The organism is Terrabacter sp. 2TAF16 (assembly GCF_052115065.1).
Lineage (GTDB): Bacteria > Actinomycetota > Actinomycetes > Actinomycetales > Dermatophilaceae > Terrabacter.
Window position 1 is genome coordinate 123185 of record NZ_JBFRFZ010000006.1, and the last position, 26309, is coordinate 149493.

29 protein-coding genes are annotated in these 26309 nt (G+C 70.3%); 5 read left to right on the forward strand and 24 right to left on the reverse strand.

What is annotated here, in order from left to right:
- Window positions 1-26: 26 nt before the first annotated feature.
- Window positions 27-458 carry an SRPBCC family protein gene (locus AB4Z14_RS09375; protein ID WP_442274973.1) on the reverse strand — a complete coding sequence of 144 codons (432 nt, stop codon included), beginning with the start codon at window positions 456-458 and terminating at the stop codon, window positions 27-29.
- Between the two features lie 217 nt (window positions 459-675).
- On the opposite strand from AB4Z14_RS09375, the gene AB4Z14_RS09380 reads away from it, so the two are divergent.
- Window positions 676-2067, forward strand: a complete 1392-nt coding sequence (locus tag AB4Z14_RS09380; RefSeq protein ID WP_442275374.1) for an AI-2E family transporter — start codon at window positions 676-678, stop codon at window positions 2065-2067.
- 55 nt (window positions 2068-2122) lie between these two features.
- On the opposite strand, the gene AB4Z14_RS09385 is transcribed toward AB4Z14_RS09380, so the two are convergent.
- Complete coding sequence (locus tag AB4Z14_RS09385; RefSeq protein ID WP_442274974.1) at window positions 2123-3010, reverse strand: NAD(P)-dependent oxidoreductase; 888 nt, start codon at window positions 3008-3010, stop codon at window positions 2123-2125.
- Between the two features lie 102 nt (window positions 3011-3112).
- On the opposite strand from AB4Z14_RS09385, the gene AB4Z14_RS09390 reads away from it, so the two are divergent.
- On the forward strand, window positions 3113-3691 hold the full coding sequence (locus AB4Z14_RS09390) for a TetR/AcrR family transcriptional regulator (RefSeq protein WP_442274975.1): 579 nt from the start codon (window positions 3113-3115) through the stop codon (window positions 3689-3691).
- Between the two features lie 85 nt (window positions 3692-3776).
- Here AB4Z14_RS09390 and AB4Z14_RS09395 read toward each other — a convergent pair whose 3' ends face one another.
- Both AB4Z14_RS09395 and AB4Z14_RS09400 read right to left on the reverse strand, forming a co-directional pair.
- Entirely contained in the window at window positions 3777-4085 is a 309-nt protein-coding gene (locus tag AB4Z14_RS09395; protein ID WP_056824342.1) for a hypothetical protein, read from the reverse strand.
- Window positions 4086-4101: 16 nt separating this feature from the next.
- Window positions 4102-5880: a 3-hydroxyacyl-CoA dehydrogenase family protein gene (locus AB4Z14_RS09400; protein ID WP_442274976.1), complete on the reverse strand. Its 1779-nt coding sequence runs from the start codon at window positions 5878-5880 to the stop codon at window positions 4102-4104.
- An 85-nt stretch (window positions 5881-5965) separates the two neighbouring features.
- On the opposite strand from AB4Z14_RS09400, the gene nucS reads away from it, so the two are divergent.
- Window positions 5966-6661, forward strand: a complete 696-nt coding sequence (gene nucS / locus AB4Z14_RS09405; RefSeq protein WP_442274977.1) for an endonuclease NucS — start codon at window positions 5966-5968, stop codon at window positions 6659-6661.
- A 62-nt stretch (window positions 6662-6723) separates the two neighbouring features.
- On the opposite strand, the gene AB4Z14_RS09410 is transcribed toward nucS, so the two are convergent.
- The 5 genes from AB4Z14_RS09410 to murA form a co-directional block, all read right to left on the reverse strand.
- Window positions 6724-7413 carry a DNA alkylation repair protein gene (locus AB4Z14_RS09410; protein ID WP_442274978.1) on the reverse strand — a complete coding sequence of 230 codons (690 nt, stop codon included), beginning with the start codon at window positions 7411-7413 and terminating at the stop codon, window positions 6724-6726.
- Complete coding sequence (locus tag AB4Z14_RS09415) at window positions 7413-7760, reverse strand: hypothetical protein (RefSeq protein WP_056770451.1); 348 nt, start codon at window positions 7758-7760, stop codon at window positions 7413-7415. The genes AB4Z14_RS09410 and AB4Z14_RS09415 overlap by 1 nt, the downstream gene beginning before the upstream one ends.
- A gap of 20 nt (window positions 7761-7780) precedes the next feature.
- Entirely contained in the window at window positions 7781-9799 is a 2019-nt protein-coding gene (locus AB4Z14_RS09420; protein ID WP_442275375.1) for a protein meaA, read from the reverse strand.
- A gap of 103 nt (window positions 9800-9902) precedes the next feature.
- Window positions 9903-10271 (reverse strand): STAS domain-containing protein, encoded by a 369-nt coding sequence (locus AB4Z14_RS09425; RefSeq protein ID WP_056770456.1) that lies wholly within the window; start codon window positions 10269-10271, stop codon window positions 9903-9905.
- A 206-nt stretch (window positions 10272-10477) separates the two neighbouring features.
- Window positions 10478-11764, reverse strand: a complete 1287-nt coding sequence (gene murA, locus AB4Z14_RS09430; protein ID WP_442274979.1) for a UDP-N-acetylglucosamine 1-carboxyvinyltransferase — start codon at window positions 11762-11764, stop codon at window positions 10478-10480.
- Between the two features lie 66 nt (window positions 11765-11830).
- Here murA and AB4Z14_RS09435 point away from each other — a divergent pair, with 66 nt between their 5' ends.
- On the forward strand, window positions 11831-12475 hold the full coding sequence (locus tag AB4Z14_RS09435; protein WP_442274980.1) for a cob(I)yrinic acid a,c-diamide adenosyltransferase: 645 nt from the start codon (window positions 11831-11833) through the stop codon (window positions 12473-12475).
- 193 nt (window positions 12476-12668) lie between these two features.
- On the opposite strand, the gene AB4Z14_RS09440 is transcribed toward AB4Z14_RS09435, so the two are convergent.
- Together AB4Z14_RS09440 and AB4Z14_RS09445 are read right to left on the reverse strand one after the other, a co-directional pair.
- Window positions 12669-13106: a DUF2550 domain-containing protein gene (locus AB4Z14_RS09440; protein WP_442274981.1), complete on the reverse strand. Its 438-nt coding sequence runs from the start codon at window positions 13104-13106 to the stop codon at window positions 12669-12671.
- Window positions 13107-13114: 8 nt separating this feature from the next.
- Entirely contained in the window at window positions 13115-13390 is a 276-nt protein-coding gene (locus AB4Z14_RS09445) for a F0F1 ATP synthase subunit epsilon (RefSeq protein WP_028785412.1), read from the reverse strand.
- 118 nt (window positions 13391-13508) lie between these two features.
- Here AB4Z14_RS09445 and AB4Z14_RS09450 point away from each other — a divergent pair, with 118 nt between their 5' ends.
- Window positions 13509-13946 carry a DUF6918 family protein gene (locus tag AB4Z14_RS09450; protein ID WP_442274982.1) on the forward strand — a complete coding sequence of 146 codons (438 nt, stop codon included), beginning with the start codon at window positions 13509-13511 and terminating at the stop codon, window positions 13944-13946.
- 107 nt (window positions 13947-14053) lie between these two features.
- On the opposite strand, the gene AB4Z14_RS09455 is transcribed toward AB4Z14_RS09450, so the two are convergent.
- The 13 genes from AB4Z14_RS09455 to glyA all read right to left on the reverse strand — a co-directional run bounded on the left by AB4Z14_RS09455 (window position 14054) and on the right by glyA (window position 26301).
- A complete protein-coding gene (locus AB4Z14_RS09455; RefSeq protein WP_056770473.1) occupies window positions 14054-15433 on the reverse strand; it encodes an NAD(P)/FAD-dependent oxidoreductase in 1380 nt (459 codons plus the stop codon).
- 141 nt (window positions 15434-15574) lie between these two features.
- Window positions 15575-15856 (reverse strand): hypothetical protein, encoded by a 282-nt coding sequence (locus AB4Z14_RS09460; RefSeq protein WP_442274983.1) that lies wholly within the window; start codon window positions 15854-15856, stop codon window positions 15575-15577.
- Window positions 15857-15924: 68 nt separating this feature from the next.
- Window positions 15925-17385, reverse strand: coding sequence for a F0F1 ATP synthase subunit beta (atpD, locus tag AB4Z14_RS09465; RefSeq protein WP_020142939.1), 1461 nt, complete (start codon window positions 17383-17385; stop codon window positions 15925-15927).
- 27 nt (window positions 17386-17412) lie between these two features.
- Window positions 17413-18351, reverse strand: coding sequence for a F0F1 ATP synthase subunit gamma (locus tag AB4Z14_RS09470; RefSeq protein WP_442274984.1), 939 nt, complete (start codon window positions 18349-18351; stop codon window positions 17413-17415).
- 105 nt (window positions 18352-18456) lie between these two features.
- Complete coding sequence (gene atpA / locus AB4Z14_RS09475; protein WP_442274985.1) at window positions 18457-20088, reverse strand: F0F1 ATP synthase subunit alpha; 1632 nt, start codon at window positions 20086-20088, stop codon at window positions 18457-18459.
- Between the two features lie 69 nt (window positions 20089-20157).
- Window positions 20158-20970, reverse strand: a complete 813-nt coding sequence (locus AB4Z14_RS09480; RefSeq protein ID WP_056770488.1) for a F0F1 ATP synthase subunit delta — start codon at window positions 20968-20970, stop codon at window positions 20158-20160.
- The gene (locus AB4Z14_RS09485; RefSeq protein ID WP_056770492.1) at window positions 20970-21572 is read right to left on the reverse strand and encodes a F0F1 ATP synthase subunit B; all 603 of its coding nucleotides are present in this window, start codon (window positions 21570-21572) and stop codon (window positions 20970-20972) included. Before AB4Z14_RS09485 ends, AB4Z14_RS09480 begins: the two co-directional genes overlap by 1 nt.
- Before the next feature lie 56 nt (window positions 21573-21628).
- Window positions 21629-21838, reverse strand: a complete 210-nt coding sequence (gene atpE / locus AB4Z14_RS09490; RefSeq protein WP_020142944.1) for an ATP synthase F0 subunit C — start codon at window positions 21836-21838, stop codon at window positions 21629-21631.
- 126 nt (window positions 21839-21964) lie between these two features.
- Window positions 21965-22747: a F0F1 ATP synthase subunit A gene (gene atpB / locus AB4Z14_RS09495; protein ID WP_442274986.1), complete on the reverse strand. Its 783-nt coding sequence runs from the start codon at window positions 22745-22747 to the stop codon at window positions 21965-21967.
- 148 nt (window positions 22748-22895) lie between these two features.
- Window positions 22896-23189 (reverse strand): AtpZ/AtpI family protein, encoded by a 294-nt coding sequence (locus AB4Z14_RS09500; RefSeq protein ID WP_442274987.1) that lies wholly within the window; start codon window positions 23187-23189, stop codon window positions 22896-22898.
- Between the two features lie 14 nt (window positions 23190-23203).
- On the reverse strand, window positions 23204-23737 hold the full coding sequence (locus AB4Z14_RS09505; RefSeq protein WP_442274988.1) for a hypothetical protein: 534 nt from the start codon (window positions 23735-23737) through the stop codon (window positions 23204-23206).
- 144 nt (window positions 23738-23881) lie between these two features.
- The gene (locus AB4Z14_RS09510) at window positions 23882-24979 is read right to left on the reverse strand and encodes a glycosyltransferase family 4 protein (RefSeq protein ID WP_442274989.1); all 1098 of its coding nucleotides are present in this window, start codon (window positions 24977-24979) and stop codon (window positions 23882-23884) included.
- Window positions 24980-25023: 44 nt separating this feature from the next.
- Complete coding sequence (gene glyA / locus AB4Z14_RS09515; RefSeq protein ID WP_442274990.1) at window positions 25024-26301, reverse strand: serine hydroxymethyltransferase; 1278 nt, start codon at window positions 26299-26301, stop codon at window positions 25024-25026.
- Window positions 26302-26309: the final 8 nt, after the last annotated feature.

The window sequence follows — 26309 nt, forward strand, 5'->3', positions numbered from 1 at the left end:
CGGTGGGTCGGCCCTCGTCGGTTGCGTCAACGGGACTCGAGCACCCGGGTCAGCTGCTCCTCGGTGTCGTTCGCGAGCTTCTCGAAGACGAGCTTCATCGCGGGCGCGGCGAGGTTGGCGAGCCCGTGCATGTCGAGGTCGGCGTGGTAGGTGATCTCACTGCCCTCACCCGAGGGCAGGACGGTGATCGTGTCGGTCGACGTCGCGCTGTCGTTGCGCCCGACGAGGACGACCCGGGTGTCGGTGAGCTCGGTCAGCTCGTAGTCGAGCTCGGTCGTGACGCCGGCGATCTTCGAGACGTTGTGCCACCGCGCACCGACCACGACCGGGCCGTCGCCGACGCGAGTGCACGACTCGGTGCCGGGATCCCACTCCTCGGCGTTCGCGAAGTCCTTGAGGTAGTCGATGACGACCGCGGGCGCGGGATGGACGGTGAAGCTGCGGGTCACGCTGGGCATGGGTGCTCCTCGAGCTGGTCGGTGTGCGAGCGACCCCGCCGGGGACGTCGCCGTGTTCTCGTTCACCTGTCCCGTACCCGCATGTCCTCCCGCCCGGGACACGGTCGCGCGCGGGGCGGCGCGCGGCGCGGCGCCCGGCAGGGCGTCCCCCGCACTGACACGCCACGGGCGACCCGGCCCTGTGGGGAGTGCCTGACGTAGGCTCGCGGACGTGAGCATGTGGGGACGGTGGACGGCGTACCGCCGCGCCCAGCGCGCGCGGATGGACGAGTTCCGGGCCCGCGACCTCGGCTTCGACGAGCGCGCCTCGCGAGCCGCGTACGGCGAGCCCCCGGCGGCGCCCGACGCGCCGCCCGAGCCCGACCTCCTCACGACCACGCTCCCGCTCGGGGAAGGGTCGTCCGACGCCAGCACGCCCGCCGGAAGCACGCCACCCCGCGCCGCGACCGACGCCCCCGGCGCCACCGCCGGGCCCCACGGGACCGGCGCTACCGAACCGGCTCCGCCCGGGGTCGGCGGCGGCAAGCGGGGCAAGGGCAGCCGTCGCGACTTCGGTCAGAGCGGCACCCCGTTCAATCGGCAGTCGCCCTTCTACATCGGCTTCGTGGGCGCCGTCGGCGTGCTCACGGCGTATGCCGTCGTGCAGGCGGTCGGCCGGCTCGGCACCGTCATCACGCTGCTCGTCATCTCGTTCTTCCTGACGCTCTCGCTCAACCCGCTCGTCGAGGCGCTGACCCGGCGCAACCTGCGCCGGGGGTGGGCCGTCACCATCGTCTTCCTCGGCGTGCTCGCCGTCTTCGCGCTCGTCGGCTGGGTCGTCATCCCGCCCGTGGCCGACCAGGGCGGCGAGCTCGCCACGAACGCCCCACGGCTCTTCGACAACCTCTTGGCGAACCCGTGGGTGCAGGACGTCGACCACCGCTACCAGCTCGTCCAGCGCATCCAGGAGGAGGTCAACAAGCGCGTCGCCGACGGCAACCTGTGGGCCGGCGTCTTCGGCGGCGTCCTCGACGCGGGCAAGGTCATCGCGACCGGCGTCTTCAGCGGGTTGACCGTCCTCGTCCTCACCCTCTACTTCCTCGCCTCCCTCCCCGCGGTCAAGCAGGCGGCCTACGCCCTCGTCCCCGCCAGCCGGCGCCCGCGCACGGTCTCGCTCGCCGAGGAGGTGATGCGCCGGGTCGGGTCGTACGCCATCGGCCAGGTCGCGGTGGCCGCGATCAACGCGTTCTTCGCCTGGATCATGATGAGCCTCATCGGGCTCCAGTTCGCGGCCGTGCTGGCGGTGCTCGTCGGCTTCCTCGGGCTCATCCCGATGATCGGCGCGACCCTCGGGGCGACCGTCGTCGCCGTCGTCGCCTTCTTCGACGAGCCCAAGAAGGCGCTCATCGTCATCATCTACTTCATCGTCTACCAGCAGATCGAGAACTACGCCGTCATGCCGCGCATCATGCAGCGCACCGTCGCGGTTCCCGGCGCCGTGACGGTCGTCGCCGCACTCGCCGGTGGAGCCCTGCTCGGCATCCTCGGCGCGCTGCTCGCGATCCCCTTCGCCGCAGGGGCTCTGCTGCTCTACGAGGAGGTCCTCGTCCCCCGCCAGCGCCGGCACTAGCCGCCGACGCCCCCCGATGGCGTATGCCGTGTGCCGGGACCCGACGAGGCGCTCCCTACCCCGGGCGGCCGGCGTCCCACCGCTCCAGCGCCGTCACGACGGCCGCGATGTCGAGCGTCCCCAGCCCGGCGGCCTCGGTCTCGCGGAAGAGCTCACGGGTCGCTTCGAGCACCGGGCTGTGCGCCCCGACCGCCCGGGCCGCCTCGGCGATGAGCCGGGTGTTGGTGTGGACGTCGCGCACCGCCGCCTGGGCCTCGAAGTCACGGGCCACGAGCTTGGCGAGCTTGACGGCCGACACCGCGCTCGCCATCGGACCGGAGTCGAGGGCACGCCGGAAGACCTCGAGGTCGAGGTCGAGACGGTCGGCGAGGTGGAAGGCCTCCGCCAGCCCGGCGACCATCGTGCAGAGGTAGAGGTTGACGGCGAGCTTGGTGCCCGTCCCCGCGGGGACCTCGCCGCACCGGACGACCTCGCGGCACATCGGGGCGAGCAGCGGTGCGACGCGGTCGACGACGTCCGGTCGCCCGCCCACGAGGGCCACGAGCTCCGCCCGCTCCGCCGGGATGCGCGACCCCGAGACGGGTGCCTCGGCGTAGTCGCCGCCGGCCCCCTCGACGTCCCGGGCCAGCCCGGCAGAGAAGCCGGGCGACGTCGTGCCGAGGTGCACGAGCGTGCGCCCCGACACCATCCGCGTGAACGCAGCGCTCCCCCGCTGCAGGACCTCGTCGACCGCTGCGTCGTGGGCCAGCATGAGCAGGACGACGTCGCTCGCCTCGAAGACGGCCGCCGGCGAGGGACGCGCGACGGCTCCGAGAGCCTCGAGCGCAGCGACCCCACCCGGAGACCGGTTCCACACGGAGAGAGGAACACCCGCGCGCCGCAGGTTGGCGGCCATGGGTCGTCCCATGATGCCGAGACCGATGAACCCGACTCGCGTCTCCATTGCCGCCTCCGACTCTTCCGCACCATATGACAACTGTCATAGTAGCGGTCCGGTCATGACAGGTGTCATAGTCGAGACCCACGTCGAGCACCGGAAGGCACCATGTCAGCCAGCACGCACGGACCGCGCGAGCGCATCGTCTACGAGACCGCCCAACACCTGCGGCGGGCCGGCGTCACCGGCACGGGGCTGCGAGAGGTCGTGGTCGCCGCCGGCGCGCCGCGCGGCTCCCTCCAGCACTACTTTCCCGGAGGTAAGGACCAGCTCGTCGGCGAGGCCCTCGAGTGGGCCGGCACCTGGGCCGCCGAACGGGTCGACGAGCACCTCGCCGGGATGAGACGGCCGACCCCCGCGCGGCTCTTCGCATCGGTCGTCGACGACTGGGCGACCGACCTCGCGTCCCGTGACTTCGAACGAGGCTGCCCGGTCGCCGCCGCGGTCATCGACTGCGCGGACACCAACGAGGCCGTGCGGATGGCGGCCAACTCGGCCCTGCGGACGTGGCAGCGCCCGATCACCGACGCCCTCGTCTCGATGGGCCGGACGCCCCGACGGGCGCAGGCCCTCTCGACCCTCATGCTCTGCGCCCTCGAGGGAGCCATCGTGCTCGCCCGGGCGCAGCGCGACACCGCTCCCCTGCGGCTCGTGGCCCGCGAGCTCGCCCCCGTCCTCGACGCCTGAGGCCCTCACGCCCCGACGCCCTCCGCGGTTCGATGTGTCCAGCCGGTCACGGGTGACCGGCTGAATACATCGACAGGACGAGTCGTCAGCGGTAGGAGTTGCCGCTCGGACGGGCGTCGCGCTTCTGCCAGCAGCCGGTGTGCCAGTGCCGCCGGTCCCCGAGCCCGCCCACGCCCTCGGCCGGCCACACGACGACGTGCGGGAGGCCCGGGGGGATGTCCTGCTGGCAGCCCGGACACAGGTAGTCACGGGTGGCGGACGCGCCGCTCACCGAGCGCACGGTCCAGCGCGTGCCGGCATACGACTCCTCACGCGTGGAGCCGCCCTGGATCCGCGTCACGTCGAGCGGCACGTGCTCGCGCGCGTGCTTGCTGGGACGTCGACGCGAGGGCATGACTCCAGCGTAGGTGTCAGGCGTAGGTGCGGAAGCCACGCCCCGTCTTGCGTCCGAGGTAGCCGGCCGTGACGAGGTGCTCGAGCAGCGGCGCCGGTGCGTAGCCGCGCTCACGGAACTCGAGATAGAGCTCGCGCTCGATGGCGAGCGACACGTCGAGGCCGACGACGTCGAGCAGCTCGAACGGACCCATCGGCAACCCGCAGCCGGTCTTCATGGCCGTGTCGATGTCGTCGGCCGTCGAGTAGTTGGCCTCGAGCATCTTCACGGCGTCGTTGAGGTAGGGGAAGAGCAGGGCGTTGACGATGAAGCCGGCGCGGTCGCCGCACGTCACGGCGTGCTTGCCGACCGTCGTGCAGAGCGCCTGCACCGAGGCGACGACGTCGTCGGCGGTCGAGACCGTGTGCACGACCTCGACGAGCTTCATGACCTGGGCCGGGTTGAAGAAGTGCATGCCGATGACGTCCTGGGGACGCTTCGTGGCGGCCGCGCACTCGACGACGGGCAGTGAGCTCGTCGTCGTCGCGAGGATCGCGCCGGGGCGGCAGATCTCGTCGAGGTTCTCGAAGAGCGCGCGCTTGACGGTGAGGTCCTCGACGACGGCCTCGACGACGAGGTCGACCTGCGCGAGGTCCTCGAGGCGGGTCGTGCCCCGCACGTGGGCCAGCGCCGCGTCGCGGTCCTCCTCGGTGGCCTTGCCGCGCTGGACGGCCTTCTCGAGGCTCTTGGCGAGCGCCGCCCGGACGGCCTCGACCTTGGCGTCGCTGCGGGCCACGAAGGTCACGTCGAGACCGGCCTTGGCGAAGACCTCGACCATCCCCGTGGCCATCGTGCCGGAGCCGACGACGCCGACCGTCCGGATCGGGCGCGTGCCGGACGTCGAGTCCTCCGCGGCGGTGGGCGTCAACGCGTCGTCGACGACCGCCGAGCTGCCCGGTGCGGCATACGTGTAGAAGCCGCGGCCGCTCTTGCGACCCTTGAGCCCGGCGCTGACCATCTGCTTGATGATCGGGCTCGGCGCGTGCAGGCGGTCACGGCCCTGCTTGTACATCGTGTCGAGGATCTCGTAGGCGGTGTCGAGGCCGATGAGGTCCATGAGGGCGAGCGGGCCCATGGGGTAGCCGCAGCCGAGCTTCATCGCGGCGTCGATGTCCTCGCGGGTGGCGTACTTGCTCTCGTACATCGCGACGGCGTGGTTGAGGTAGCCGAAGAGCAGCGCGTTGGCGATGAAGCCGGCCTTGTCGCCGACGATGACGGGCTTCTTGCCGAGCCGCTCGGCGAGCGCCTTGACGTCCTCGAAGATCTCGTCGCTCGTGATGACGGTCTTGATGACCTCCACGAACTGGAGCACGGGGGCCGGGTTGAAGAAGTGCATGCCGACGACGCGCTTGGGGTTGATCGTCGCGACGGCGATCTCGGTGACGGGCAGCGAGCTCGTGTTCGTCGCGAGGATCGCGTCGTCGGAGACGATGGCGTCGAGCTTGGCGAAGATGTCCTTCTTGAGGTCGAGGTGCTCGGGCACGGCCTCGACGACGAGCTGGCACTCCTTGAGGTCGGCCATGTCGCTCGTGAAGAGGACCCGGGCGTGCAGCGCGGCCTGGTCCTCGGCCGCGAGCTTGCCCCGGGAGACGGCCCGGTCGGTCGAGTGCTGCAGGACGCCCTTGCCCTTCTCGACCGCCTCGTCCGTGACCTCCACCGCGACGACGTCGATGCCGTTGCGTGCGAAGACCTCGACGATGCCGGCACCCATGGTGCCGAGTCCGATGACGCCAACCTTGGTGAACTCACGAGCCATGGGCGAAAGTCTCGCAGAGGGTGTGCGCCGCCCACACCCGCCCGGGGCGTGACGCTGCCCACGCACCCTCCTCTAGGGTGGACCGGTGCGTCTCGTCATAGCCCGGTGCAGCGTCGACTACGACGGTCGCCTCACGGCCCACCTCCCGCTCGCGACCCGCCTGCTCGTCGTCAAGGCCGACGGGTCGGTGCTCGTCCACAGCGACGGCGGCTCCTACAAGCCGCTCAACTGGATGTCGCCGCCCTGCACGATGGCCGAGGTCGAGCCCGACGAGGTCCAGGCCGTCGACGGTGTCGTCGCAGTGTGGCGGGTCCAGCACGCCAAGAGCGAGGACCGCCTCACCGTCCTGCTCCACGAGGTCCTCCACGACTCGGACCACGAGCTCGGCGTCGACCCCGGCCTCGTCAAGGACGGCGTCGAGGCGCACCTGCAGAAGCTGCTCGCCGAGCACATCCACACCCTCGGCCACGGGTGGTCGCTCGTGCGCCGCGAGTACATGACGGCCATCGGTCCGGTCGACATCCTCGCGAAGGACTCGGCCGGCACGAGCGTCGCCGTGGAGATCAAGCGCCGCGGCGAGATCGACGGCGTCGAGCAGCTGACCCGCTACCTCGAGCTGATGAACCGCGACCCGCACCTCGCGCCCGTCACCGGGGTGTTCGCCGCCCAGCAGATCAAACCACAGGCGCGCACGCTCGCCGAGGACCGCGGCATCCGCTGCGTCGTGCTCGACTACGACGCACTCAAGGGCATCGACGACGCGGAGTCCCGCCTCTTCTGACCCACCGAGGGCGTATGCCGTGTGGCCGCCCCGGCGCACCGGCGCACCGGCGCACCGGCGCGTCACACCCAGCGCGAGCGAAGGTCCGGCGGCAGCTTCTCGACGGCGAGCCGGACGGCTGGGCGTGGCATCCCCTCGACGTGCTCCTCGAGGAAGGCCACCAACCGGTCGCGGTCACGCTCACCGGCGTGCTTGGCGAAGATCCCGACGGGCTTGTGCACCAACGGATCCCGGTCGGTCGCGAGCTGGGCGGCGAGCTCCCAGCCGATCTCCACGTCGTCGGTGTCGAGGAAGCCGAGCGGCGCCGTCATGGCGGTGCGCCGGCGCAGCGGCTCGGGCGAGAGCGCGAGGTCACGCAGGATCTGCTTGTCACGACCGATGAGCCACAGGCCGATGACGCGCGGCGCGGCCCGGTCGACCATGTCCCACGTCGTGATCCGGTCGTGGTGGCCGAGGTAGGTCCGGGCGAGGGTGCCGCGCCCGTGACCGTCGATCCGTTTGCGCCGTGCCTTGAAGTCGAGGATGCAGAGGGCAGCGAGCCGCGGCTCGTAGGCCGGGTGGGCGAGCAGCTGCTGCACCTCGCTGAGCGGGAGCCGCGTGTGTCGCTTGGCGATGGCGAAGAGCGTGCCCATCCGCACGCCGAGCGCCTCCTCGTCGGGGGCGAGGCGCTTGCGCACCGATGCGAGTGCCTCCGGCGAGGCCTCGGCCTCGAGCTCGGCGACCACGGTCCCGGCGGTCGCCGCCGACGCCATCAGGACAAGCCCTCGATCGGCTGGGCGGTGACTCCGTCGGCGTCGACGAGCAGCAGGACCGGGTCGGGTGCCTCCCCTCCGCGCACGACGACGACGGTCTCGCCGCGGTGCCGGTCGACGAGCTCCTCGAGGCCCGATGAGCCGTCGTGGAGGTCGCCGTGCCCGAGGTGCGAGGGCACGCCGAGGTCGTCGGCCAGCGACTCGACCGGGCCGGTGTCGGGGACGTCGTCGGCGGCATACACCGCCTGGACCTTCTCGAGGTGGATCGCGGACGCCAGCCACGCGACGTCGGAGAGCGCCGGAGGGTTGACGACGATGACGCGCGCGGCGCACTGCAGGTCGCTCATACCTGCGACGCTACGCCTGCTCAGACGGGCGCGGACTCGAGGGGCGCAAGACCCCGTGCGGCGCGGATCACACCCACCATCTCGCCCATGATGTCGTTGAGGCCGAAGTCCTTCGGCGTGAAGACCATGGCGACGCCGGCGGCCCGCAGTGCGGCGGCGTCGGACTCGGGGATGATGCCTCCGACGATGACCGGCACGTCGCCGGCACCCGCCTCGCGCAGGCCCCGCAGGACCTCGGGCACGAGCTCCATGTGCGAGCCGCTGAGGATCGAGAGCCCGACGAGGTGGACGTCCTCGGCGACGGCGGCCGCGACGATCTGCTCGGGCGTCAGCCGGATGCCTTGGTAGACGACCTCGAACCCCGCGTCCCGGGCCCGCACGGCCACCTGCTCGGCGCCGTTGCTGTGGCCGTCGAGGCCGGGCTTGCCGACGAGGATGCGCAGCTTCTCACCGAGCTCCTCGCCGGTGCGCGCGACGAGCCTGCGGACGTGCGACAGGGCGTCACCGGGCTCGCTCGAGCCGACGCCCACCGAGCCGGAGACCCCGGTGGGTGCGCGGTACTCGCCGAACTGCTCGCGCAGGGCGGCGGCCCACTCCCCCGTCGTCAGCTCCGCCCGGGCGCACTCGAGCGAGGCCGCCATGAGGTTGACGTCGGTCGCCGCGTCGGCGCGCAGGCGCTCGAGAGCCGCCGCGGCGCGCGCCCGGCGCTCGGGGTCGGCGTCACGCGTCTCGCGCCACGCGCGTACGGCCTCGGAGGCGTGGTGCTCGACGTCGGCGTCGACGGTCTGGATCGCGGTGTCGAGGTCGGCCGTGAGCGGGTTGGGCTCGGTGGTCTCGAAACGGTTGAGCCCGACGATGACGGCCTCGCCCGTCTCGATGCGGCGTCGACGCTCGGCGTGGGAGGCGACGAGCGCGGACTTCATGTAGCCGGACTCGACGGCGGCGACGGCGCCGCCCATCTCCTCGACCCGAGCCATCTCTGCCTTCGCCCCGGCCACGAGCTCGGCGACCTTGGCCTCGACGACGACCGACCCGGTGAAGAGGTCGTCGTGCTCGAGCAGGTCGGACTCGTAGGCGAGCACCTGCTGCATGCGCAGGCTCCACTGCTGGTCCCACGGGCGCGGCAGACCGAGCGCCTCGTTCCACGCCGGCAGCTGGATGGCGCGGGCCCTGGCGTCCTTGGAGAGCGTCACGGCGAGCATCTCGAGGACGATGCGCTGGACGTTGTTCTCGGGCTGGGCCTCGGTGAGGCCCAGGCTGTTGACCTGGACGCCGTAGCGGAAGCGGCGGGCCTTCGCGTCGGTCACGCCGTAGCGCTCCCGGGTCAGCTCGTCCCACAGCTGCACGAAGGCGCGCATCTTGCACATCTCCTCGACGAACCGCACGCCGGCGTTGACGAAGAAGGAGATCCGGGCGACGACACTGGCGAACTCCTCGGGCGGCACCTGCCCCGAGTCGCGCACGGCGTCGAGCACGGCGACCGCCGTCGACATGGCGTAGGCGATCTCCTGCACGGGGGTCGCCCCGGCCTCCTGCAGGTGGTAGCTGCAGATGTTGATGGGGTTCCACTTCGGGATCTCGCGCACCGTGTAGGTGACCATGTCGGTGATGAGCCGCAGCGACGGCGCGGGCGGGAAGACGTAGGTCCCGCGCGAGAGGTACTCCTTGATGATGTCGTTCTGGGTCGTTCCGGCGAGCTCGTGCACCCAGGCGGCCGGGTCCTCGCCGGCGGCCTCGGCCTGGCGCTCGGCGGCGACCTGGTAGAGCGCGAGCATCCACATCGCCGTCGCGTTGATCGTCATCGACGTGTTCATCTCACGCAGCGGGATCGCGTCGAAGAGCGCTGCCATGTCACCGATGTGGCTGATCGGGACCCCGACCTTGCCCACCTCGCCGCGGGCGAGGACGTGGTCGGGGTCGTAGCCCGTCTGGGTCGGCAGGTCGAAGGCGACGGAGAGGCCGGTCTGCCCCTTGGAGAGGTTACGGCGGTAGAGCGCGTTGCTCGCAGCGGCACTCGAGTGGCCGGCATACGTGCGCATGACCCACGGTCGGTCGGGCGTCACCCGGGCGGCCGGATGCGGCGTGCTCTCCGTCGAAGACATGGCTCGACGGTAGCGGCGGGGTGCAGCGGTGGGGAGGCGCTCAGGCGGTGAGAGGCGCCACAGTCAGGCTTGCCGGTGCCGGATGCCGCGGGGCGAGGATGCGCTCGAGCCGACACCCGCGCAGCAGGCGCGTCGTGCGGTCGCTCGCGTCGACGAGCAGCAGCCGGCGCTCGGCGCGGGTGGCGCGCCGGTGGAGGTGGACGATGACACCGAGGCCCGTCGCGTCGCCGATCTCGGCGCCGCCGAGGTGCAGGCGCAGCTCGCCAGGACCCTGGTTGATGACCGCGTGGATCGCGTCGCGGATGTCGGGCACCGTGTGGACGTCGAGACGCCCCTCGATGATGACATCGTGGCCGTCGGGTGCGTCGAGCACTCTGACCGGACCCCTGCGGTGGGTGTTCAGCGTCATGTAGACCCCTCTCAACGCTGTGCCGTCACCATGATGACGCCTCAGCCAGCCAAAACGTTGCCCCTAGGAGTCAAGAAGTGGTCAAGAAAATACGAACATCGAGCGAAGAACTCCGCCGGCCTCCGTGCCGGGACTGAGCGCTCCTGACAAAAGGGACGATCCGCCGCCTCAGCCGCGGAATGGCCCGGCGGGTCTGCGGGTTTCGCCTACGCGAACGGGGGCTCGTCATCGGGCTCGCGCGTCACGTCGGCGCCGAGGGCGCGGAGCGCCTGCTCGAAGCGCGGGTAGCCGCGGTCGATGTGGTGCACACCGCTGACGAGCGTGTCCCCCTCGGCCACGAGGCCGGCGATGACGAGGGCGGCGCCGGAGCGGATGTCGCTGCTCTCGACGGGGGCACCGGACAGCATCGGGACGCCGTGGGTCATGACGTGGTGCCCGTCGATCTGCGCGTCGGCGCCGAGACGGGCCAGCTCCTGGACCGTGCGGAAACGGGCCTCGAAGAGGTTCTCCGTGACCATGGCAGAGCCGTCCGCCACGGCGTTGTAGGACAGTGCGAAGGGCTGGAGGTCGGTCGGGAAGCCCGGGTAGGGCAGCGTCGCGACGTCGAAGGCGCGCGGGCGCCGGTCGACGGCCGACACCCTGAACCCGCGAGGCGTGACCTCGACGTGGCACCCCGCCTCCTCGAGGGCGCCCAGCGGCGCCCTGAGGTGCTCGGCGACTCCACCGACGACCTCGATGTCGCCACGCGTCGTGGCGGCGGCGAAGGCCCACGTGCCGGCCGCGATGCGGTCGGAGACGACGGCGTGCTCGGTCGGGACGAGGGCCTCGACGCCGTGGACGGTGATGCGAGACGTGCCGGCGCCCTCGAGCTTGGCGCCCATCGACACGAGCATCTCGGCGATGTCGATGATCTCCGGCTCCTTCGCGACGTTGTCGATCGTCGTCGTGCCGCTGGCCAGGACAGCCGCCGTGAGGATGTTCTCGGTGGCCCCGACGCTCGGGAAGTCGAGCCGGATGTCGGCGCCGCGCAGGCCGGCCGGCGCCGTGGCCACGAGGTAGCCGTGCGTCACGTGCACCTCGGCGCCGAGGGCCTCGAGGCCGGCCGCATGCAGGTCGAGGCCGCGCGAGCCGATCGCGTCGCCACCCGGGACGGCCACGTCGGCCTCGCCGACGCGGGCCACGAGCGGGCCGAGCACCGAGATGGAGGCGCGCAGCGCCCGGACGAGCTCGTAGTCGGCCCGGTGACCGATGCGCTCGGGCACGTCGAGGACGACCACTCCCGCGGCCGGGTCGTAGTCGACACCAACCCCGAGCCGGCGCAGCAGCTCGGCCATGATCGTCACGTCGGCGATCGCCGGCACATTCGTCAGCGTCGTGCGGCCCACGGCCAGCAGGGCCACGGCCATCAGCTTCAGGGCGCTGTTCTTGGCGCCGACGACGGCGACCTCGCCCACGAGGTGGGCACCACCGACGACACGGAATCGCTCTCTCACCCGCCGAACCCTATCGGGGCACCGACCGACCGACGGCGCCTCCACGACGGGTGAGAGAGTGGCCCCATGGTCAACCTGACGCGGATCTACACGCGCACCGGCGACGACGGCACGACGAGCCTCGGCGACTTCTCGCGGGTCAGCAAGAACGACGCCCGGCTGCATGCCTACGCCGACTCCAACGAGGCCAACGCCGCCATCGGCATCGCTGTCGCGTGCGGCGACCTGCCCGACGAGGTCAAGGCCACCCTCCAGCGGGTGCAGAACGAGCTCTTCGACGTCGGCGCCGACCTGTCGACGCCGCTACGGCACGCCTACGACTACCCGCCCCTGCGCGTCGAGCAGCCCTGGATCGACGACCTCGAGGCCGACTGCGACCACTACCTCGAGCAGGTCGAGAAGCTCCGGTCGTTCATCCTCCCCGGAGGCACGGCCGGGTCGGCGCACCTGCACCTCGCGACGACCATCGTGCGTCGCGCCGAGCGCTCGGCGTGGGCGGCCGCCGACCAGCACGGCACCGAGCCGGCCCCCGAGGGCACGGACGCGAGGGGCGTCGGCGGCGTCAACGTCCTCACGGCGAAGTACCTCAACCGCCTCTCGGACCTGCTCTTCATCCTCGCCCGGATCGCCAACAAGCCGATCGGCGGCGACGTGCTGTGGCAGCCCGGTGGCGGCCGCGTCGAGAAGCCCGAGCGCACGAAGAAGCACTGAGCCGCCACACGGCATACGGCATACGGCCTACGGCCTAGGCGCGGTCACGTCAGGTGCGCCTTGGCGCGGTCCCGACCGGCATTCCGGGCCCGCCGCGGACCGAAGTGCGCCATGGCGCGCTTCCACACGTCCGGCGGCCTGTCTCGGCGCGCACGTGCGCCACGGCGCAGTCTCGTGCTGCCGGAGCGGGCTGTCAGGCGACGTTGACGTTGTAGCCGGGGGGCGCGGCTTCCTGCCACGAGCGCAGCGCGGTGTAAGCGGGCCCCTGGAGGGCCAGCTCGAAGTCGCTGTCGCCGTCGCCGCACGGCACCCGGCTCGCGTCGGGCAGCAGCGGGATCGAGTCGCCGCCGCTCAGCGGCTCGGGAGCGTCGAGTAGCAGGCGCTGGCGCAGCCAGCGGTGCTTGGGGCGCACGGAGACGCCCCCGAGGGCATACCACTCGAGGGCGTTGTCACCGAACCGGATCAGACCCAGGCGCCAGCGGTCGGACTCCGTGCGGCGCATGCCGCAGAGGGTCAGGGGCAAGCCCTTGGCGATGTAGCGCCGGCGCAGGTACGTCGTCGCGAGGACGGCCACCGCAACCACCAGGAGCGTGCCGATCACGATCTCGGTCGAGACGAGAACGGACGGCACGCGCGACCTCAGCTCGTCTGCAGCGACGAGGCGTCGACGTGCTCGGCGACGATGGTGACGACGTCCGAGTCGACCGAGAGGAACCCGCCGTCGACCGTCACGGTGCGACGCTCGCCCTCGAGGGACTCGATGGAGACCTCACCCTCGACGAGGACACCGAGCAACGGGGTGTGGCCGGGCAGGATGCCCAGCTCGCCCGAGATGGACCGGGCGCGTACGAACTTGGCCTCGCCCTCCCAGACCTTCCGGTCGGCGGCAACCATCTCAACCTTGAGCGAACTCACGTTTCCTCCGGATCGTGGGGGTGTGCTCTGCAGTTTAGTGCCTCTGCGAGGATGCTCCGTACGCGAGGTGGCGCAGGCCGCTCGCGCCGATTCCCCATCCTCCACAGGAGTCCCATCCATGAGCACAACCGTGTCCGACGCCCTTCTCGAGCCGACCCGCCGCCCCGTGGCGGTGGAGACCCTGACCGACGTCATCGACGCCGAGGTCGCCGACAAGTCCGGACTGGGCGGAGCCGCCGTCAAGGCCGGCTACGCCGCCGCGAAGAAGCTCGGTGGCAACTTCGTCACGAGCGCCACCGACCGTCTGCTCCCCCAGTTCGCGAGCGCCCTCGACCCGTTCTGGGCCACCAAGGGTGACACGTCGTTCGGGGCCCACCTCGCGGCCCAGCCCGACGCCGCGGCCGACGCCCTGCTCGCGGTGACCGACGCGAAGGCCGCCAACACCTCGCACGGCTCGGCCGCCAAGGTCTACGGCTCGCTGCGCGGCAAGGCGAAGGCCCATGTCGTCGCCGCCCTCCCCCGCCTCGGCGCAGCCGTGGAGCGTCTCGTCCCCTGACGCGTCCCTGACCGCAGGACGGTGCACGCAACCGACCACGTATGCCGCCGGGCCGGCTCCCCTCGAGGAGCCGGCCCGGTCGTGGGTCCGGGTCACACCCGGACCGGTCAGGACTCGTCGTGCCCGCGGTCCGTCGCGACGCGCGGCAGCTCGGGACTGAACTCCTCACCGAGGTCGGCGATCGCCTGCCGGGCGAACACCTGCTGCTCGGTGACGACCCGCTCGGACCGGCCACGGCCGATGAAGGTGACGGCCCAGTGCAGCAGCGTGGTGATCCGGTGCTTGAAGCCGATGATGTAGACGAGGTGCACGGCGAGCCAGAGGATCCAGGCGAAGAACCCGCTGAACTGCGCCTTGCCGACCGACGCGACGGCGGAGAAGCGCGAGATCGTGGCCATCGAGCCCTTGTCGAAGTACTCGAACGGCCCCTTGGGCTCCTTGCCGTCGAGGCGTCGCTCGATCTGCTCCGCGGCGTAGCGGCCGCCCTGGATGGCGACCTGGGCGACACCCGGCAGCCCGTCGAGCGCCATCATGTCGCCGACGACGAAGACCTCGGGGTGGCCCGGGAGCGTCAGGTCGTCGCGGACCTCGACGCGGCCGGCCCGGTCGAGCTGAGCGCCCGACTGGTCGGCGAGCTGGCGACCGAGAGGCGAGGCGCTGACGCCCGCGGCCCACACCTTGCACACCGACTCGATGCGCTCGCGGCTGCCGTCGCCGTGCTCGACCTCGATGCCCGTCGCGTCGACGTCGACGACCTTGGCACCGAGGCGGACCTCGACGCCCATCTCGGTCAGGCGCTTGACGGCGCGGTCGCCCAGTTTCTCGCCGAACGAGCCGAGCACGGCGGGAGCCGCGTCGAGCAGGACGACCCTGGCCTTCGTCGGGTCGATCCGGCGGAAGTCGCGCTTGAGGGTGCGTCGCGCGAGCTCGGAGATCTGGCCCGCCATCTCGACACCGGTCGGGCCTGCGCCGACCACGACGAACGTCATGAGGCGGTCGACCTCGGCCTGCGTCGTCGCGAGCTCGGCGAGCTCGAACGAGCCGAAGATGCGACCGCGCAGCTCGAGGGCGTCGTCGATCGACTTCATGCCGGGGGCGTGCCGGGCGAACTGGTCGTTGCCGAACCACGACTGGCCGGCGCCCGCGGCGACGATGAGCGAGTCGTAGGGCGTGACCGTCTCGCGGCCGACCGCGGTGTGGGTCACGGTGCGCGCCTCGAGGTCGATCGTCTCGACCTCACCGAGCAGTACCTTGGCGTTGTCCTGGCGGTGCAGCACCTCGCGCGTCGACGGGGCGATCTCGCCCTCGGAGAGGATGCCGGTGGCCACCTGGTAGAGCAACGGCTGGAAGAGGTGGTGCGTCGTGCGGGCGATGAGGGTCACGTCGACGTCGGCGCGCTTCAGCTTCTGCGTGCTGAACAGTCCGCCGAAACCCGATCCGATGACCACGACCCGGTGGCGCGGGGCCTGCTGGGTGGGCGTGCTCACGATTCTCCTTGTCCTTGAGCTGTGTCCTGGTGCGAGGTGCTGGGCTCGTCGGCGCTGACGGTTTCATCTCTGTCAACACCGTTCGTCGTACCCGCATGCCCCGCGGGCGACGCCGAGGGCGTCCACGGGCTGCGGTTCTCGTCACACTCGGCGCGGGTCGTCGTAGCGGACGCGGCGGACAGTAGCGCCTGGCCGGCAGCACACGGCGAGGAGGTACATCGGCGCCGCGGTCGTGTTGTACGACGCGACCTGCTGGTTGCATGCCGCCGGCAGCGCCTGGACGTTCATCTCGTCCCGGAACGGGACGTCACCCTGGGTGAGGCGGAGCGCCGGCTCCACGACGTGCGAGCTGTCGGTGAGGTCCACCCCGTGGCGGGCGCGGACGAACGCGCCGGCCACGACGGCCACCGCGAGGCCCGGCACTCACAGACGACGAACGGGGAGGGCCCAGAGGGCACCTCCCCGTCGTCGGGTGAATCGATCCATCCAGATCAGAGGTTCTTCTGGATCTCCGCCCACTGGCGCTCGACGTCGTCGAGGCCACCACACATGAAGAAGGCCTGCTCGGCGACGTGGTCGTACTCGCCGTCGGCGATCTTCGTGAACGCCTCGATCGTGTCGGACAGCGGCACGGTCGAACCCTCGATGCCGGTGAACTGCTTGGCGACGTAGGTGTTCTGCGACAGGAAGCGCTGGATGCGACGGGCGCGGTTGACGAGGATCTTGTCCTCTTCGGAGAGCTCGTCGATACCGAGGATCGCGATGATGTCCTGGAGCTCCTTGTTGCGCTGCAGGATCGACCTGATGCGCACGGCCGTGTTGTAGTGGTCGGCCGCCACGTAGCGCGGGTCGAGGATTCGCGAGGTCGAGGACAGCGGGTCGACAGCCGGGTAAATACCCATCGACGCGATGTCACGCGACAGCTCGGTCGTCGCGTCGAGGTGCGCGAACGTCGTGGCCGGAGCCGGGTCGGTGTAGTCGTCGGCCGGCACGTAGATCGCCTGCATCGAGGTGATCGAGTGACCACGCGTGGACGTGATGCGCTCCTGCAGGGTGCCCATCTCGTCGGCGAGGGTGGGCTGGTAGCCCACGGCGGACGGCATGCGGCCGAGGAGAGTCGAGACCTCGGAGCCGGCCTGCGTGAAGCGGAAGATGTTGTCGATGAAGAGGAGCACGTCCTGCTTCTGGACGTCGCGGAAGTACTCCGCCATCGTCAGCGCCGACAGGGCGACGCGCAGACGCGTGCCCGGCGGCTCGTCCATCTGACCGAAGACGAGGGCGGTCTGTCCGAGGACGCCCGCCTCCTCCATCTCGACCATGAGGTCGTTGCCCTCACGGGTGCGCTCACCGACACCGGCGAACACCGACACACCACCGTGGTCACGGGCGACACGGGCGATCATCTCCTGGATGAGCACCGTCTTGCCGACGCCGGCACCACCGAAGAGGCCGATCTTGCCACCCTGGACGTACGGGGTCATCAGGTCGATGACCTTGATGCCCGTCTCGAACATCGTCGTCTTGGACTCGAGCTGGTCGAAGGCGGGAGCCTTGCGGTGGATGCCCCACCGCTCCTTGACCTCGAGCTTCTCGCCCTCGGCGAGGTTCATGCACTCGCCGGTCGTGTTGAACACGTGGCCGAGGGTCACGTCACCCACGGGGACGGTGATCGGGCCGCCGGTGTCCTGCACGGCCGAGCCGCGCACCAGACCGTCGGTCGGCTGCAGCGAGATCGCCCGGACCATGTTGTCGCCGATGTGCTGGGCGACCTCGAGGTTGAGGTTCTTCGTCTCGCCGGCGAGGGTGACCTCGGTCGTGAGCAGGTTGTACTGCTCGGGCATGGCGTCGACGGGGAACTCCACGTCGACGACCGGGCCGATGATGCGGGAGATGCGTCCGACGCCGCCCGCGGGCGGGGCCGTCCACGTGGTGTCGCTGACAGTTGCAGTCATGGTGGTCTGCTTCCTTACCTGTGGGCGTTACTTCTTGGCGTCGGCGAGGGCGTTGGCGCCGCCCACGATTTCGCTGATCTCTTGGGTGATGCCGGCCTGACGGGCCTGGTTGGCGAGGCGCTGATAGGTCTTGATCAGCTCCGTCGCGTTGTCGGTGGCCGACTTCATCGCCCGCTGGCGGGCGGCGAGCTCGGAGGCCGCCGAGCTGAGCAGTGCGGTGAAGATCCGGTTGCGGACGTACTTCGGCAGCAGCAGGTCGAGGACCTCGGACGCGCTCGGCTCGAAGGAGTACTCCGGGGGGATCTGGCCGTCCTCGTAGCGGTTGACGCTGAGGTCGAGGCTCTCGTCCTCACCGGCGTCGTCGGCCTCGACGACCTCCAGCGGCAGCAGGCGCAGCACGAACGGGTCCTGGCGGACCATCGAGCGGAAGCGGGTGAACACGACGTGGATCTCGTCGTGGCCGCCCTCCTCCGTGGGCTTGAGGAAGTCGGCCGTGATGCGGTCGGCGATCTCCTTGGCGTTCTCGAACGTCGGGGCGTCGGAGAAGCCGGTCCACTCGGCGGCGTAGTCGCGCTTGCGGAACTTGAAGTAGCTCACGGCCTTGCGACCGACGAGGTAGGGCACGACCTCCTTGCCCTCGGCGGTCAGCTTGGAGATGAGCTCCGCGCTCTCCTTGATCGCCGCGACGGAGTAGGCACCGGCAAGTCCGCGGTCCGCCGTGATGATGACGACGCCGGCCCGCTTCGCGGTCTCCTTCGCCGTCGTCAACGGGTGGTCCTCGTTCGTGTTGGTCGCCACCGCGGACACGGCACGCGTCAGCGCGGTCGTGTACGGCATCGCCTCGGTGGCCCGCTGGCGGGCCTTGACGACGCGTGCGGCCGCGATCAGCTCCATCGCGTTGGTGATCTTCTTGATGGAGTTGACGGACTTGATGCGCTGGCGGTAGATCCGCATCTGCGCTCCCATGTGCTCCGCCTCTCTTGGTCTCTAAAAGTCTGTGGTTGCCTGCGGGGTGGGCTCACGCCCGCTTCCGTATGCCGCCCGGCTGGCCGGACGGCATACGGAAGGTGGTCACTTCTGCTTGACGATCTTCGCCTGGGTGATCTGGTCGTCGGCGATCTCGTCGAACTCCTCGTTGCCGGCCTCGAGGCCGTCCTTGCCGGTGCCCCGGAAGGTGAACTTGACCTCGTCGACGACCTTGGACAGGGCCGTCTCGGTGTCCTCGTCGAGCTTGAGGGTCTCGCGGATCGTCTGGAGGATCTTCCCGTCGCGACGCAGCGTCTCGAGCAGCTCGGTCTCGAAGGTGCGGACGTCCTCGACGGCGACGTCGTCGAGCTTGCCGGTCGTGCCGGTCCAGATCGAGACGACCTGCTCCTCGACGGGGTACGGCGAGCTCTGCGGCTGCTTGAGCAGCTCCACGAGACGCGCACCACGGGCGAGCTGGGCTCGCGAGGCGGGGTCGAGGTCGGAGGCGAACATCGCGAACGCCTCCATGGCACGGAACTGGGCGAGGTCGAGCTTGAGTCGACCGGCGACGGACTTCATCGCCTTGATCTGCGCCGCACCACCGACTCGGGAGACCGAGACACCCACGTCGATGGCCGGACGCACGTTGGCGTTGAACAGGTCGGCCTGCAGGTAGATCTGGCCGTCCGTGATCGAGATGACGTTGGTCGGGATGTACGCCGAGACGTCGCCCGCCTTGGTCTCGATGATGGGCAGACCGGTCATCGAGCCGTGGCCGAGGTCGTCGGAGAGCTTGGCGCAACGCTCGAGGAGCCGCGAGTGCAGGTAGAAGACGTCACCCGGGTAGGCCTCGCGGCCCGGCGGACGGCGCAGCAGCAGCGACACGGCGCGGTAGGCCTCGGCCTGCTTGCTCAGGTCGTCGAAGACGATGAGGACGTGCTTGCCCTGGTACATCCAGTGCTGGCCGATGGCCGAACCGGTGTAGGGCGCGAGGTACTTGAAGCCCGCCGAGTCGGACGCGGGGGCCGCGACGATGGTGGTGTACTCCAGCGCGCCGGCCTCTTCGAGCGTGCCGCGGACCGACGCGATGGTCGAGCCCTTCTGGCCGATGGCGACGTAGATGCAGCGGACCTGGGCGTCCGGGTCGCCGGACTCCCAGTTGCGCTTCTGGTTGATGATCGTGTCGATCGCGACCGTCGTCTTGCCGGTCTGGCGGTCGCCGATGATGAGCTGGCGCTGGCCACGGCCGATCGGCGTCATCGCGTCGATCGACTTGATGCCGGTCTGGAGCGGCTCGTGGACCGACTTGCGCTGGACGACGTTGGGCGCCTGCAGCTCGAGGGCACGGCGCTCTTCGGACCTGATGTCGCCGAGACCGTCGATCGGGTTGCCGAGCGGGTCGACGACGCGGCCGAGGAAGTCGTCACCGACCGGGACCGAGAGGACCTCGCCCGTGCGCTTGACGGTCTGGCCCTCCTCGATGCCCGCGAAGTCACCGAGGACGACGACGCCGATCTCGTGGACGTCGAGGTTCAGCGCGAGGCCGAGCGTGCCGTCCTCGAACTGGAGCAGCTCGTTGGTCATGGCCGAGGGCAGACCCTCGACGTGAGCGATGCCGTCACCGGCGTCGGTGACGCGGCCGACCTCTTCGCGGGAGGCCGCGCCGGGCTCGTAGGACTGGACGAACGAGTCCAGAGCGTCCCGGATCTCCTCCGGACGGATCGAAAGCTCCGTCATGTCAGATCTTCTCCTCGGTTTCGACCCGCAGGACGGGCCGGTGGTTGATCACAGCTGGTGGTGGGTGCCTCAGGCACCCATGGCCCGGCGGGCCGCGTCGAGCTTGCGGATGACGGTTCCGTCGATGAGCTCGTCACCGATCTCGACCTTGACCCCGCCCATGACCCGGGGGTCCACGACGGTGTTGACGTGGACCGTGCCGCCGTAGATGGCAGCCAGGCCCGCGGCGAGGCGGGCACGGTCGTCGTCGGTGAGCGGGACGGCCGAGGTGACGATGGCCGTCTGCTGCTCGCGGCGGCTCGAGGCCGTCTCGAGGTACTTCTCGAGGACCCGGTCGAAGCGCAGGCCGCGCGGGGCGACCACGGCCTGACGGGCCAGCACGAGGGTCTCCGGTGCGACCTTCTCGCGCAGGAGCGAGGACACGAGGTCGGCCCGCTTGTCGGCGGGCGCCTGCGAGTCGGCCAGCGCCGAGCGCAGCGGGGCGTCGGCCGCCACGATGCGCTCGAAGCGGAACAGCTCGTCCTCGACGCGGTCGGCACGGCCCTGGACCTCCGCCTCGGCGATGACGGCCTCGACGGCATACGACTCGACCGTGTCGGTCAGGTCACGCTCGGAGCTCCAGCGCTGGCCGAAGGCACCCTTGAGCACGACCAGCGTCTCGGCGCTGACCTTGCCCGCGAAGAGCCGCTCGGCGAGCTGGGCCTTGTCGACGCCTTCGCGGGACGGGTCGGCCACGGCGCGACGCAGGGTCGCGCTGCTGTCGATGATCCCGACGGCCGCGAAGAGCTCCTCGGCCAACCGCGAACGGTCGGCACCGGCAGCGAGGACGCCGGTGAGAGCCTCGCGGCTCGCCGCCGCTGCTGCGCGTGAGGGTCCCTGCATCAGGCGTCTCCGCCCGGGCTGCCGGCGGCGCCGCCGACCTTCTCGCGCACGACGTCGCCCGACTCCAGCTCGGCGAGGAACCGCTCGACGATGCCCTTCTGACGGGTCTCCTCGTGGAGGGACTCCCCGACGATGCGGCTCGCGAGGTCGGTCGAGATGCGGCCGACGTCGCCGCGGAGCGAGACGACGGCCTGCTGGCGCTCGGCCTCGATCTGCTTGTGCGCCGTCTCGGTGATCCGAGAGGCCTCGGACGCCGCGTGCTCGCGCATCTCGGCGATGATCTGCGCGCCCTGGGCCTTCGCGTCCTCACGGATGCGGGCGGCCTCGGAGCGGGCCTCGACGAGCTGCGCCTGGTACTGCTCGAGCGCGGCCTGGGCCTGGGCCTGGGCCTCCTCGGCCTTGTTCATCCCGCCCTCGATCGCAGCAGTGCGCTCGGCGTAGATCTGCTCGAGGCGCGGCACGACCTTCTGCTTCACGACGACGTAGAGGATCGCGAAGCACGCCAGGCCGAAGAAGAACTCGAGCGGGTGCGGGATGATCGGTGCCGCGGTGGCCCAGAAGCCGCCCTCGCCGCCCTCGGCGGTCACGGTCACTGCTTGCATGAGGTTCTCCTAGAGAGAAAGACGATCGGTGCTTCGGGCTGCCCCGGAAAGGGGCGTCAGCCCTTGAAGACGAAGGCGAGCGCGATACCGAAGATGGCGAGTGCCTCGGTGATGGCCATGCCCAGGAAGGCGATCGGCTGCAGCATGCCGCGAGCCTCGGGCTGACGGGCGACGCCGTTGATGTAGGCGGCGAAGATCAGACCGACACCGATACCGGGGCCGATGGCGGAGAGGCCGTAACCGAGGATGGCGATGTTGCCAGTCATGTTTATTCCATTCCTTCTTGTCTTGTCCGGCTGGCGGTTACCAGACGGGCGGGGGCGAAGCTGGTGTGTGGTGCTCGTGCGGTGGTGCAGTTCGTGGGGCGCCGGAGGCGCAGGGAGGCGTCGGCCTCAGTGCTCGTCGGCGACCGCGCCGCCGATGTAGAGGGCGGCCAGCAGGGTGAAGACGTAGGCCTGGAGGAACTGGACCAGGATCTCGAAGAGCGTCATGACGAAGGCGAAGATCCACGTGACGCCGCCGGCGATGACGAGGATGCCGCCGTTGGTGAGCATGTACCAGCCACCCGTGATGAACAGGACGATGAGGATGTGGCCGGCGAACATGTTGCCGAAGAGTCGCAGGGCGAGGGTGACCGGGCGCGTGAAGAGGTCGGTGATCAGCTCGAGGAAGAAGATCGCGGGGATCATCGCCTTGGGAAGACCCGCGGGCACGAGCGACTTCCAGTAGCCGATGAAGCCGTGCTTGCGCATGCCGACGACGTGGAAGACGACCCACACGATGAGCGACAGCGCGATCGGAAAGCCGATGCGGCTCATCGTCGGGTAGCTCATCGGCGGGATGACGCCGAACAGGTTGTTGACGAGGATCGTCGTGAAGAGCGCGAAGAGCAGCGGTACGAACCGCATGAACTCCTTGCTGCCGATGAGGTCGCGGGCGATGCCGTTGCGGACGAGGCCGTAGACGGCCTCGGTGCCCATCTGGCCACGGCCGGGCACGAGCGCCTTCTTCTTCGTCGTGGCGAGCAGGAACCACGCGACAAGGCCGGTGGCCAGGACCATGAGCAGGATCGGGCGGGTGATCGCGAACGGCCCGTCGGTCCCGAAGAGGGGCTGCCAGAACTCCTCGACGCCGGGGGCGGTGTAGTCCGTCGGGGCGGCGGCCACGATGCTCACGGGTTACTCCTTTGTAGGTTCTGGGCACTTCGGCTGACGACCTGCGTCAGGGGTGGAGAGTCGGTGCTCGGGAGCGGGCTCCCGGTGGGGCTCCACGTCGGCGGGCCGGCGGGCGACGCGCTGACGTGCGGCACGGAGGCCGTCGGGCTCAATGGGTACCGTATCGGAACCAGATCAGGTAGAGCGACAGGGCCATTCCACCCACGATCCCGACCCCGACGAGCCAGGTCGTGCCCAGCCAGTGGTCGGCCAGGGCACCGAGACCGCCGTAGATGAGCGGGCCGGTGAGCATGTAGGCGACGGCACGCCAGGCGGAGTCCTGCTCGCGGGTGTTGAACCGCCGCAGCTCCTCTGCCTTGTCCTCCGCAGAGGCCTCGCTGGGCTCCCTGGGCTCCCTGGGCTCGCTCGGGTCGCTGGGCTCCGGCGTCGGTGGTGTGGTCATGTCGACCTCCCGTGTCACGGCTCATCACGCGGCTCCCGGTGGGGTGCCGCCTCGGGCGACGCGTCGGACGACGAGTCGGGCGTCGCGTCGGACGACGAGTCGGGCGTCGCGTCGAGCGAGGCCGCGCCGTCGGGGTCGTACGCGAAGATCCGCAGGCGCTTGTAGGCGCGCATCTCGAAGAAGAGCCAGACGACGGCGCACACCGTGATCGACAGGCCGATCGCGAAGCCCGAGGCCCACGTGACGTCGCGCAGCGCGAACATGACGACGCCGAGCACCAGCACCTTGAAGGTGTAGGTGACCATGACGATCATCATCGTCGTCGTGGGCGGCAGGTCGGCCGTGCGCTTCATGACGAGCAGCGTCAGGCTGAAGAAGAAGAGGACGATGGCGGCGCCGAGCGCGGCCGACCAGGCGGCCTTGGGGCTCGAGAAGAGCCCGACGACGACGCAGACGAGACCGGCCACGGCCGTCGGCAGCAGGGAGCCCCGGAGGAGCTGTGCGAAGGCATCTGACTGTGATGCGTCGCGTGCCGGTGTGGCCGTCAAGAAAACCTGCCTGGGTGCGTCGTGAGGCGTAGTGCGGGCGGGGTTCGGGCGGATCCGGATGATGCTCGGATCGCTTGTGTGGAAAGGACTTCCGGGCTCCTGTGGCGGTCTTCCCAGACTCCCCTCAGGTGCTTGTGAATGCTATCACAAGCGTTCGGACGGCCTCCACCGAGGAAGCCAGACGGTGAGCACGACACCCATCGCGGCGGCTGCCCCCACGACCGCGAGCGGACGGGGGCCGTCCCAGATGACGAAGGACACCGAACCCAGCGCCACGATGGCGGCCCACAGGTAGAGGATGAGCACGGCACGGCGGTGGCCGTGACCGATGCGCAGCATGCGGTGGTGCAGGTGCAACGCGTCGGGGTGCCACGGTCGCTGGCCGGCACGGGTGCGCCGGACCACGGCGAGCAGCATGTCGAGCAGCGGCAGCAGCAGGACCGCGAGCGGGACGAGGATCGGCAGGAACGCGGCGGACACGTCGTTGGCGCTGACCTCACCCGGGTCGACGTTGCCGGTCAGGGTGATCGTCGCCGCCGAGAGCAGCAGCCCCAGCGTCAGCGCTCCCGAGTCGCCCATGAAGAGTCGGGCCGGGTGGAAGTTGTGCGGCAGGAAGCCGGCACAGCAGCCCACGAGGGCGGCCGAGATGAAGGTCGCGGTCGAGAACACGTTGGCCGGCACGAACGAGCGCGACACGATGTAGCTGTAGACGAAGAAGGCGAACGCCGCGATGCAGACGACCCCCGCGGCGAGCCCGTCGAGCCCGTCGATGAAGTTGACGGCGTTCGTCGACGCGATGACGACGAGCACCGTGAAGAGCACGAGGACGGGGGTCGGCAGGATGGTCGTGCCGAAGATCGGCAGTGACAGCAGCTGCACGCCGGTGTAGGCCATCAGGCCCGCGGCGAGCATCTGTCCCGCCAGCTTGGTCAGCCAGTCGAGCTCACGGATGTCGTCGAACGCCCCGAGCAGGCACACGATGCCGGCTGCGGCGACGACGCCGAAGATCTGTTTCGTCGAGAAGAGCGTCCCGAGGTATGGCAGCGCCCTCGCCACGAGCGCCGCCGCCACGAAGCCGATGTAGATGCCGACTCCCCCGAGCCGCGGGATCGGGGTCTTGTGGACGTCGCGCTCGCGGACGGCCGTGAACGCCCCGGTCGCGACGGCGAGGCTGCGGACGAAGGGTGTGGCGAGGTACGTGACCGCAGCGGCCACGATGAGGACGAGGACGTACTCGTGCACCTACCGACCTTCGCTCGGGCGCCGACGCTGGCGGGGGGACTGACTCAGCGAGGGTATGCCGGGAAGCGCGTCACGAGGTCGGTGACCTCCGCACGCACGTCCTTGCTCACCGCGTGGTCGGGGTCTGCGTCACCCTCGGTGACGGCGCGGTGGATGAGCGAGGCGATCTGCTTCATCTCCTCCAGGCCCATGCCCTGGGTCGTGACCGACGGCGTGCCGACGCGGATGCCCGAGGCGATGTTGGGCTTCTGCGGGTCGAAGGGGATGGCGTTCTTGTTGAGCACGATGCCGGCCGCGTCGGCCCGCTCCTCGGCCTCCTTGCCGGTGACGCCGACGCCCTGGAGGTCGAGCAGCGCCAGGTGGGTGTCGGTGCCGCCCGTCGTCGGGCGGATGCCGAGCTCGAGCAGGCTGGCCGCGAGCTGCTGGCTGTTGGCGATGACGTCCTTGGCGTACTGGGCGTACTCGGGCGTCGCGGCCTCCTTGAAGTTGACCGCCTTGGCCGCGATGGTGTGCATCTGCGGGCCGCCCTGCATCATCGGGAAGATCGCCTTGTCCATGGCGGCGGCGTGCCCAGCCTTGCAGACGAGGGCGCCGGAGCGCGGGCCGCGCAGCACCTTGTGCGTCGTGAAGGTGACGACGTCGGCGTACGGCACGGGCGAAGGGATGGCCTTGCCCGCCACGAGGCCGATGAAGTGGGCGGCGTCGACCCAGAGGATCGCGCCGACCTCGTCGGCGATGGCGCGGAAGCGCTCGAAGTCGATGAGGCGTGGGATGGCCGAGCCGCCGGCGCAGATGACCTTGGGACGGTGCTCACGGGCGAGGGCCTCGACCTGGTCGTAGTCGATGTCCTCGCTCTGCTGGTCGACGCCGTAGTGCACGGCGTTGAACCACTTGCCGGAGAAGGAGACCTTGGTGCCGTGCGTCAGGTGGCCGCCCATCGGCAGCGCCATCGCCAGGATCGTGTCGCCCGGAGCCATGAAGGCGCCGTACACGGCCTGGTTGGCGCTCGCGCCGGAGTGCGCCTGGACGTTGGCGTGGTCGGCGCCGAAGAGGGCCTTGGCGCGCTCGATCGCGATCGTCTCGGCCTTGTCGACCTCGGAGCAGCCGCCGTAGTAGCGGCGACCGGGATAGCCCTCGGCGTACTTGTTCGACAACGTCGACCCGAGGGCCGTCAGGACCGCGGGCGAGCTGATGTTCTCGCTCGCGATGAGCTGCAGTCCGCCGCGGATGCGGTCGAGCTCCGACAGGAGCACACCCGCGATGTCGGGGTCGAAGGACTGCAGGGCACCGAAGTCGGAGCCGTAGAACGTGTCGTCAGCCATGGGAGTTC

Coding starts and splice junctions, on each gene's coding strand:
- AB4Z14_RS09375 (WP_442274973.1), bottom strand. CDS start 458: ATGCCCAGCGTGACCCGCAGCTTCACCGTCCATCCCGCGCCCGCGGTC.
- AB4Z14_RS09380 (WP_442275374.1), top strand. CDS start 676: ATGTGGGGACGGTGGACGGCGTACCGCCGCGCCCAGCGCGCGCGGATG.
- AB4Z14_RS09385 (WP_442274974.1), bottom strand. CDS start 3,010: ATGGAGACGCGAGTCGGGTTCATCGGTCTCGGCATCATGGGACGACCC.
- AB4Z14_RS09390 (WP_442274975.1), top strand. CDS start 3,113: ATGTCAGCCAGCACGCACGGACCGCGCGAGCGCATCGTCTACGAGACC.
- AB4Z14_RS09395 (WP_056824342.1), bottom strand. CDS start 4,085: ATGCCCTCGCGTCGACGTCCCAGCAAGCACGCGCGCGAGCACGTGCCG.
- AB4Z14_RS09400 (WP_442274976.1), bottom strand. CDS start 5,880: ATGGCTCGTGAGTTCACCAAGGTTGGCGTCATCGGACTCGGCACCATG.
- AB4Z14_RS09410 (WP_442274978.1), bottom strand. CDS start 7,413: ATGGCGTCGGCGGCGACCGCCGGGACCGTGGTCGCCGAGCTCGAGGCC.
- AB4Z14_RS09415 (WP_056770451.1), bottom strand. CDS start 7,760: ATGAGCGACCTGCAGTGCGCCGCGCGCGTCATCGTCGTCAACCCTCCG.
- AB4Z14_RS09420 (WP_442275375.1), bottom strand. CDS start 9,799: ATGCGCACGTATGCCGGCCACTCGAGTGCCGCTGCGAGCAACGCGCTC.
- AB4Z14_RS09425 (WP_056770456.1), bottom strand. CDS start 10,271: ATGACGCTGAACACCCACCGCAGGGGTCCGGTCAGAGTGCTCGACGCA.
- AB4Z14_RS09435 (WP_442274980.1), top strand. CDS start 11,831: ATGGTCAACCTGACGCGGATCTACACGCGCACCGGCGACGACGGCACG.
- AB4Z14_RS09450 (WP_442274982.1), top strand. CDS start 13,509: ATGAGCACAACCGTGTCCGACGCCCTTCTCGAGCCGACCCGCCGCCCC.
- atpD (WP_020142939.1), bottom strand. CDS start 17,385: ATGACTGCAACTGTCAGCGACACCACGTGGACGGCCCCGCCCGCGGGC.
- AB4Z14_RS09470 (WP_442274984.1), bottom strand. CDS start 18,351: ATGGGAGCGCAGATGCGGATCTACCGCCAGCGCATCAAGTCCGTCAAC.
- atpA (WP_442274985.1), bottom strand. CDS start 20,088: ATGACGGAGCTTTCGATCCGTCCGGAGGAGATCCGGGACGCTCTGGAC.
- AB4Z14_RS09480 (WP_056770488.1), bottom strand. CDS start 20,970: ATGCAGGGACCCTCACGCGCAGCAGCGGCGGCGAGCCGCGAGGCTCTC.
- AB4Z14_RS09485 (WP_056770492.1), bottom strand. CDS start 21,572: ATGCAAGCAGTGACCGTGACCGCCGAGGGCGGCGAGGGCGGCTTCTGG.
- atpE (WP_020142944.1), bottom strand. CDS start 21,838: ATGACTGGCAACATCGCCATCCTCGGTTACGGCCTCTCCGCCATCGGC.
- AB4Z14_RS09500 (WP_442274987.1), bottom strand. CDS start 23,189: ATGACCACACCACCGACGCCGGAGCCCAGCGACCCGAGCGAGCCCAGG.
- glyA (WP_442274990.1), bottom strand. CDS start 26,301: ATGGCTGACGACACGTTCTACGGCTCCGACTTCGGTGCCCTGCAGTCC.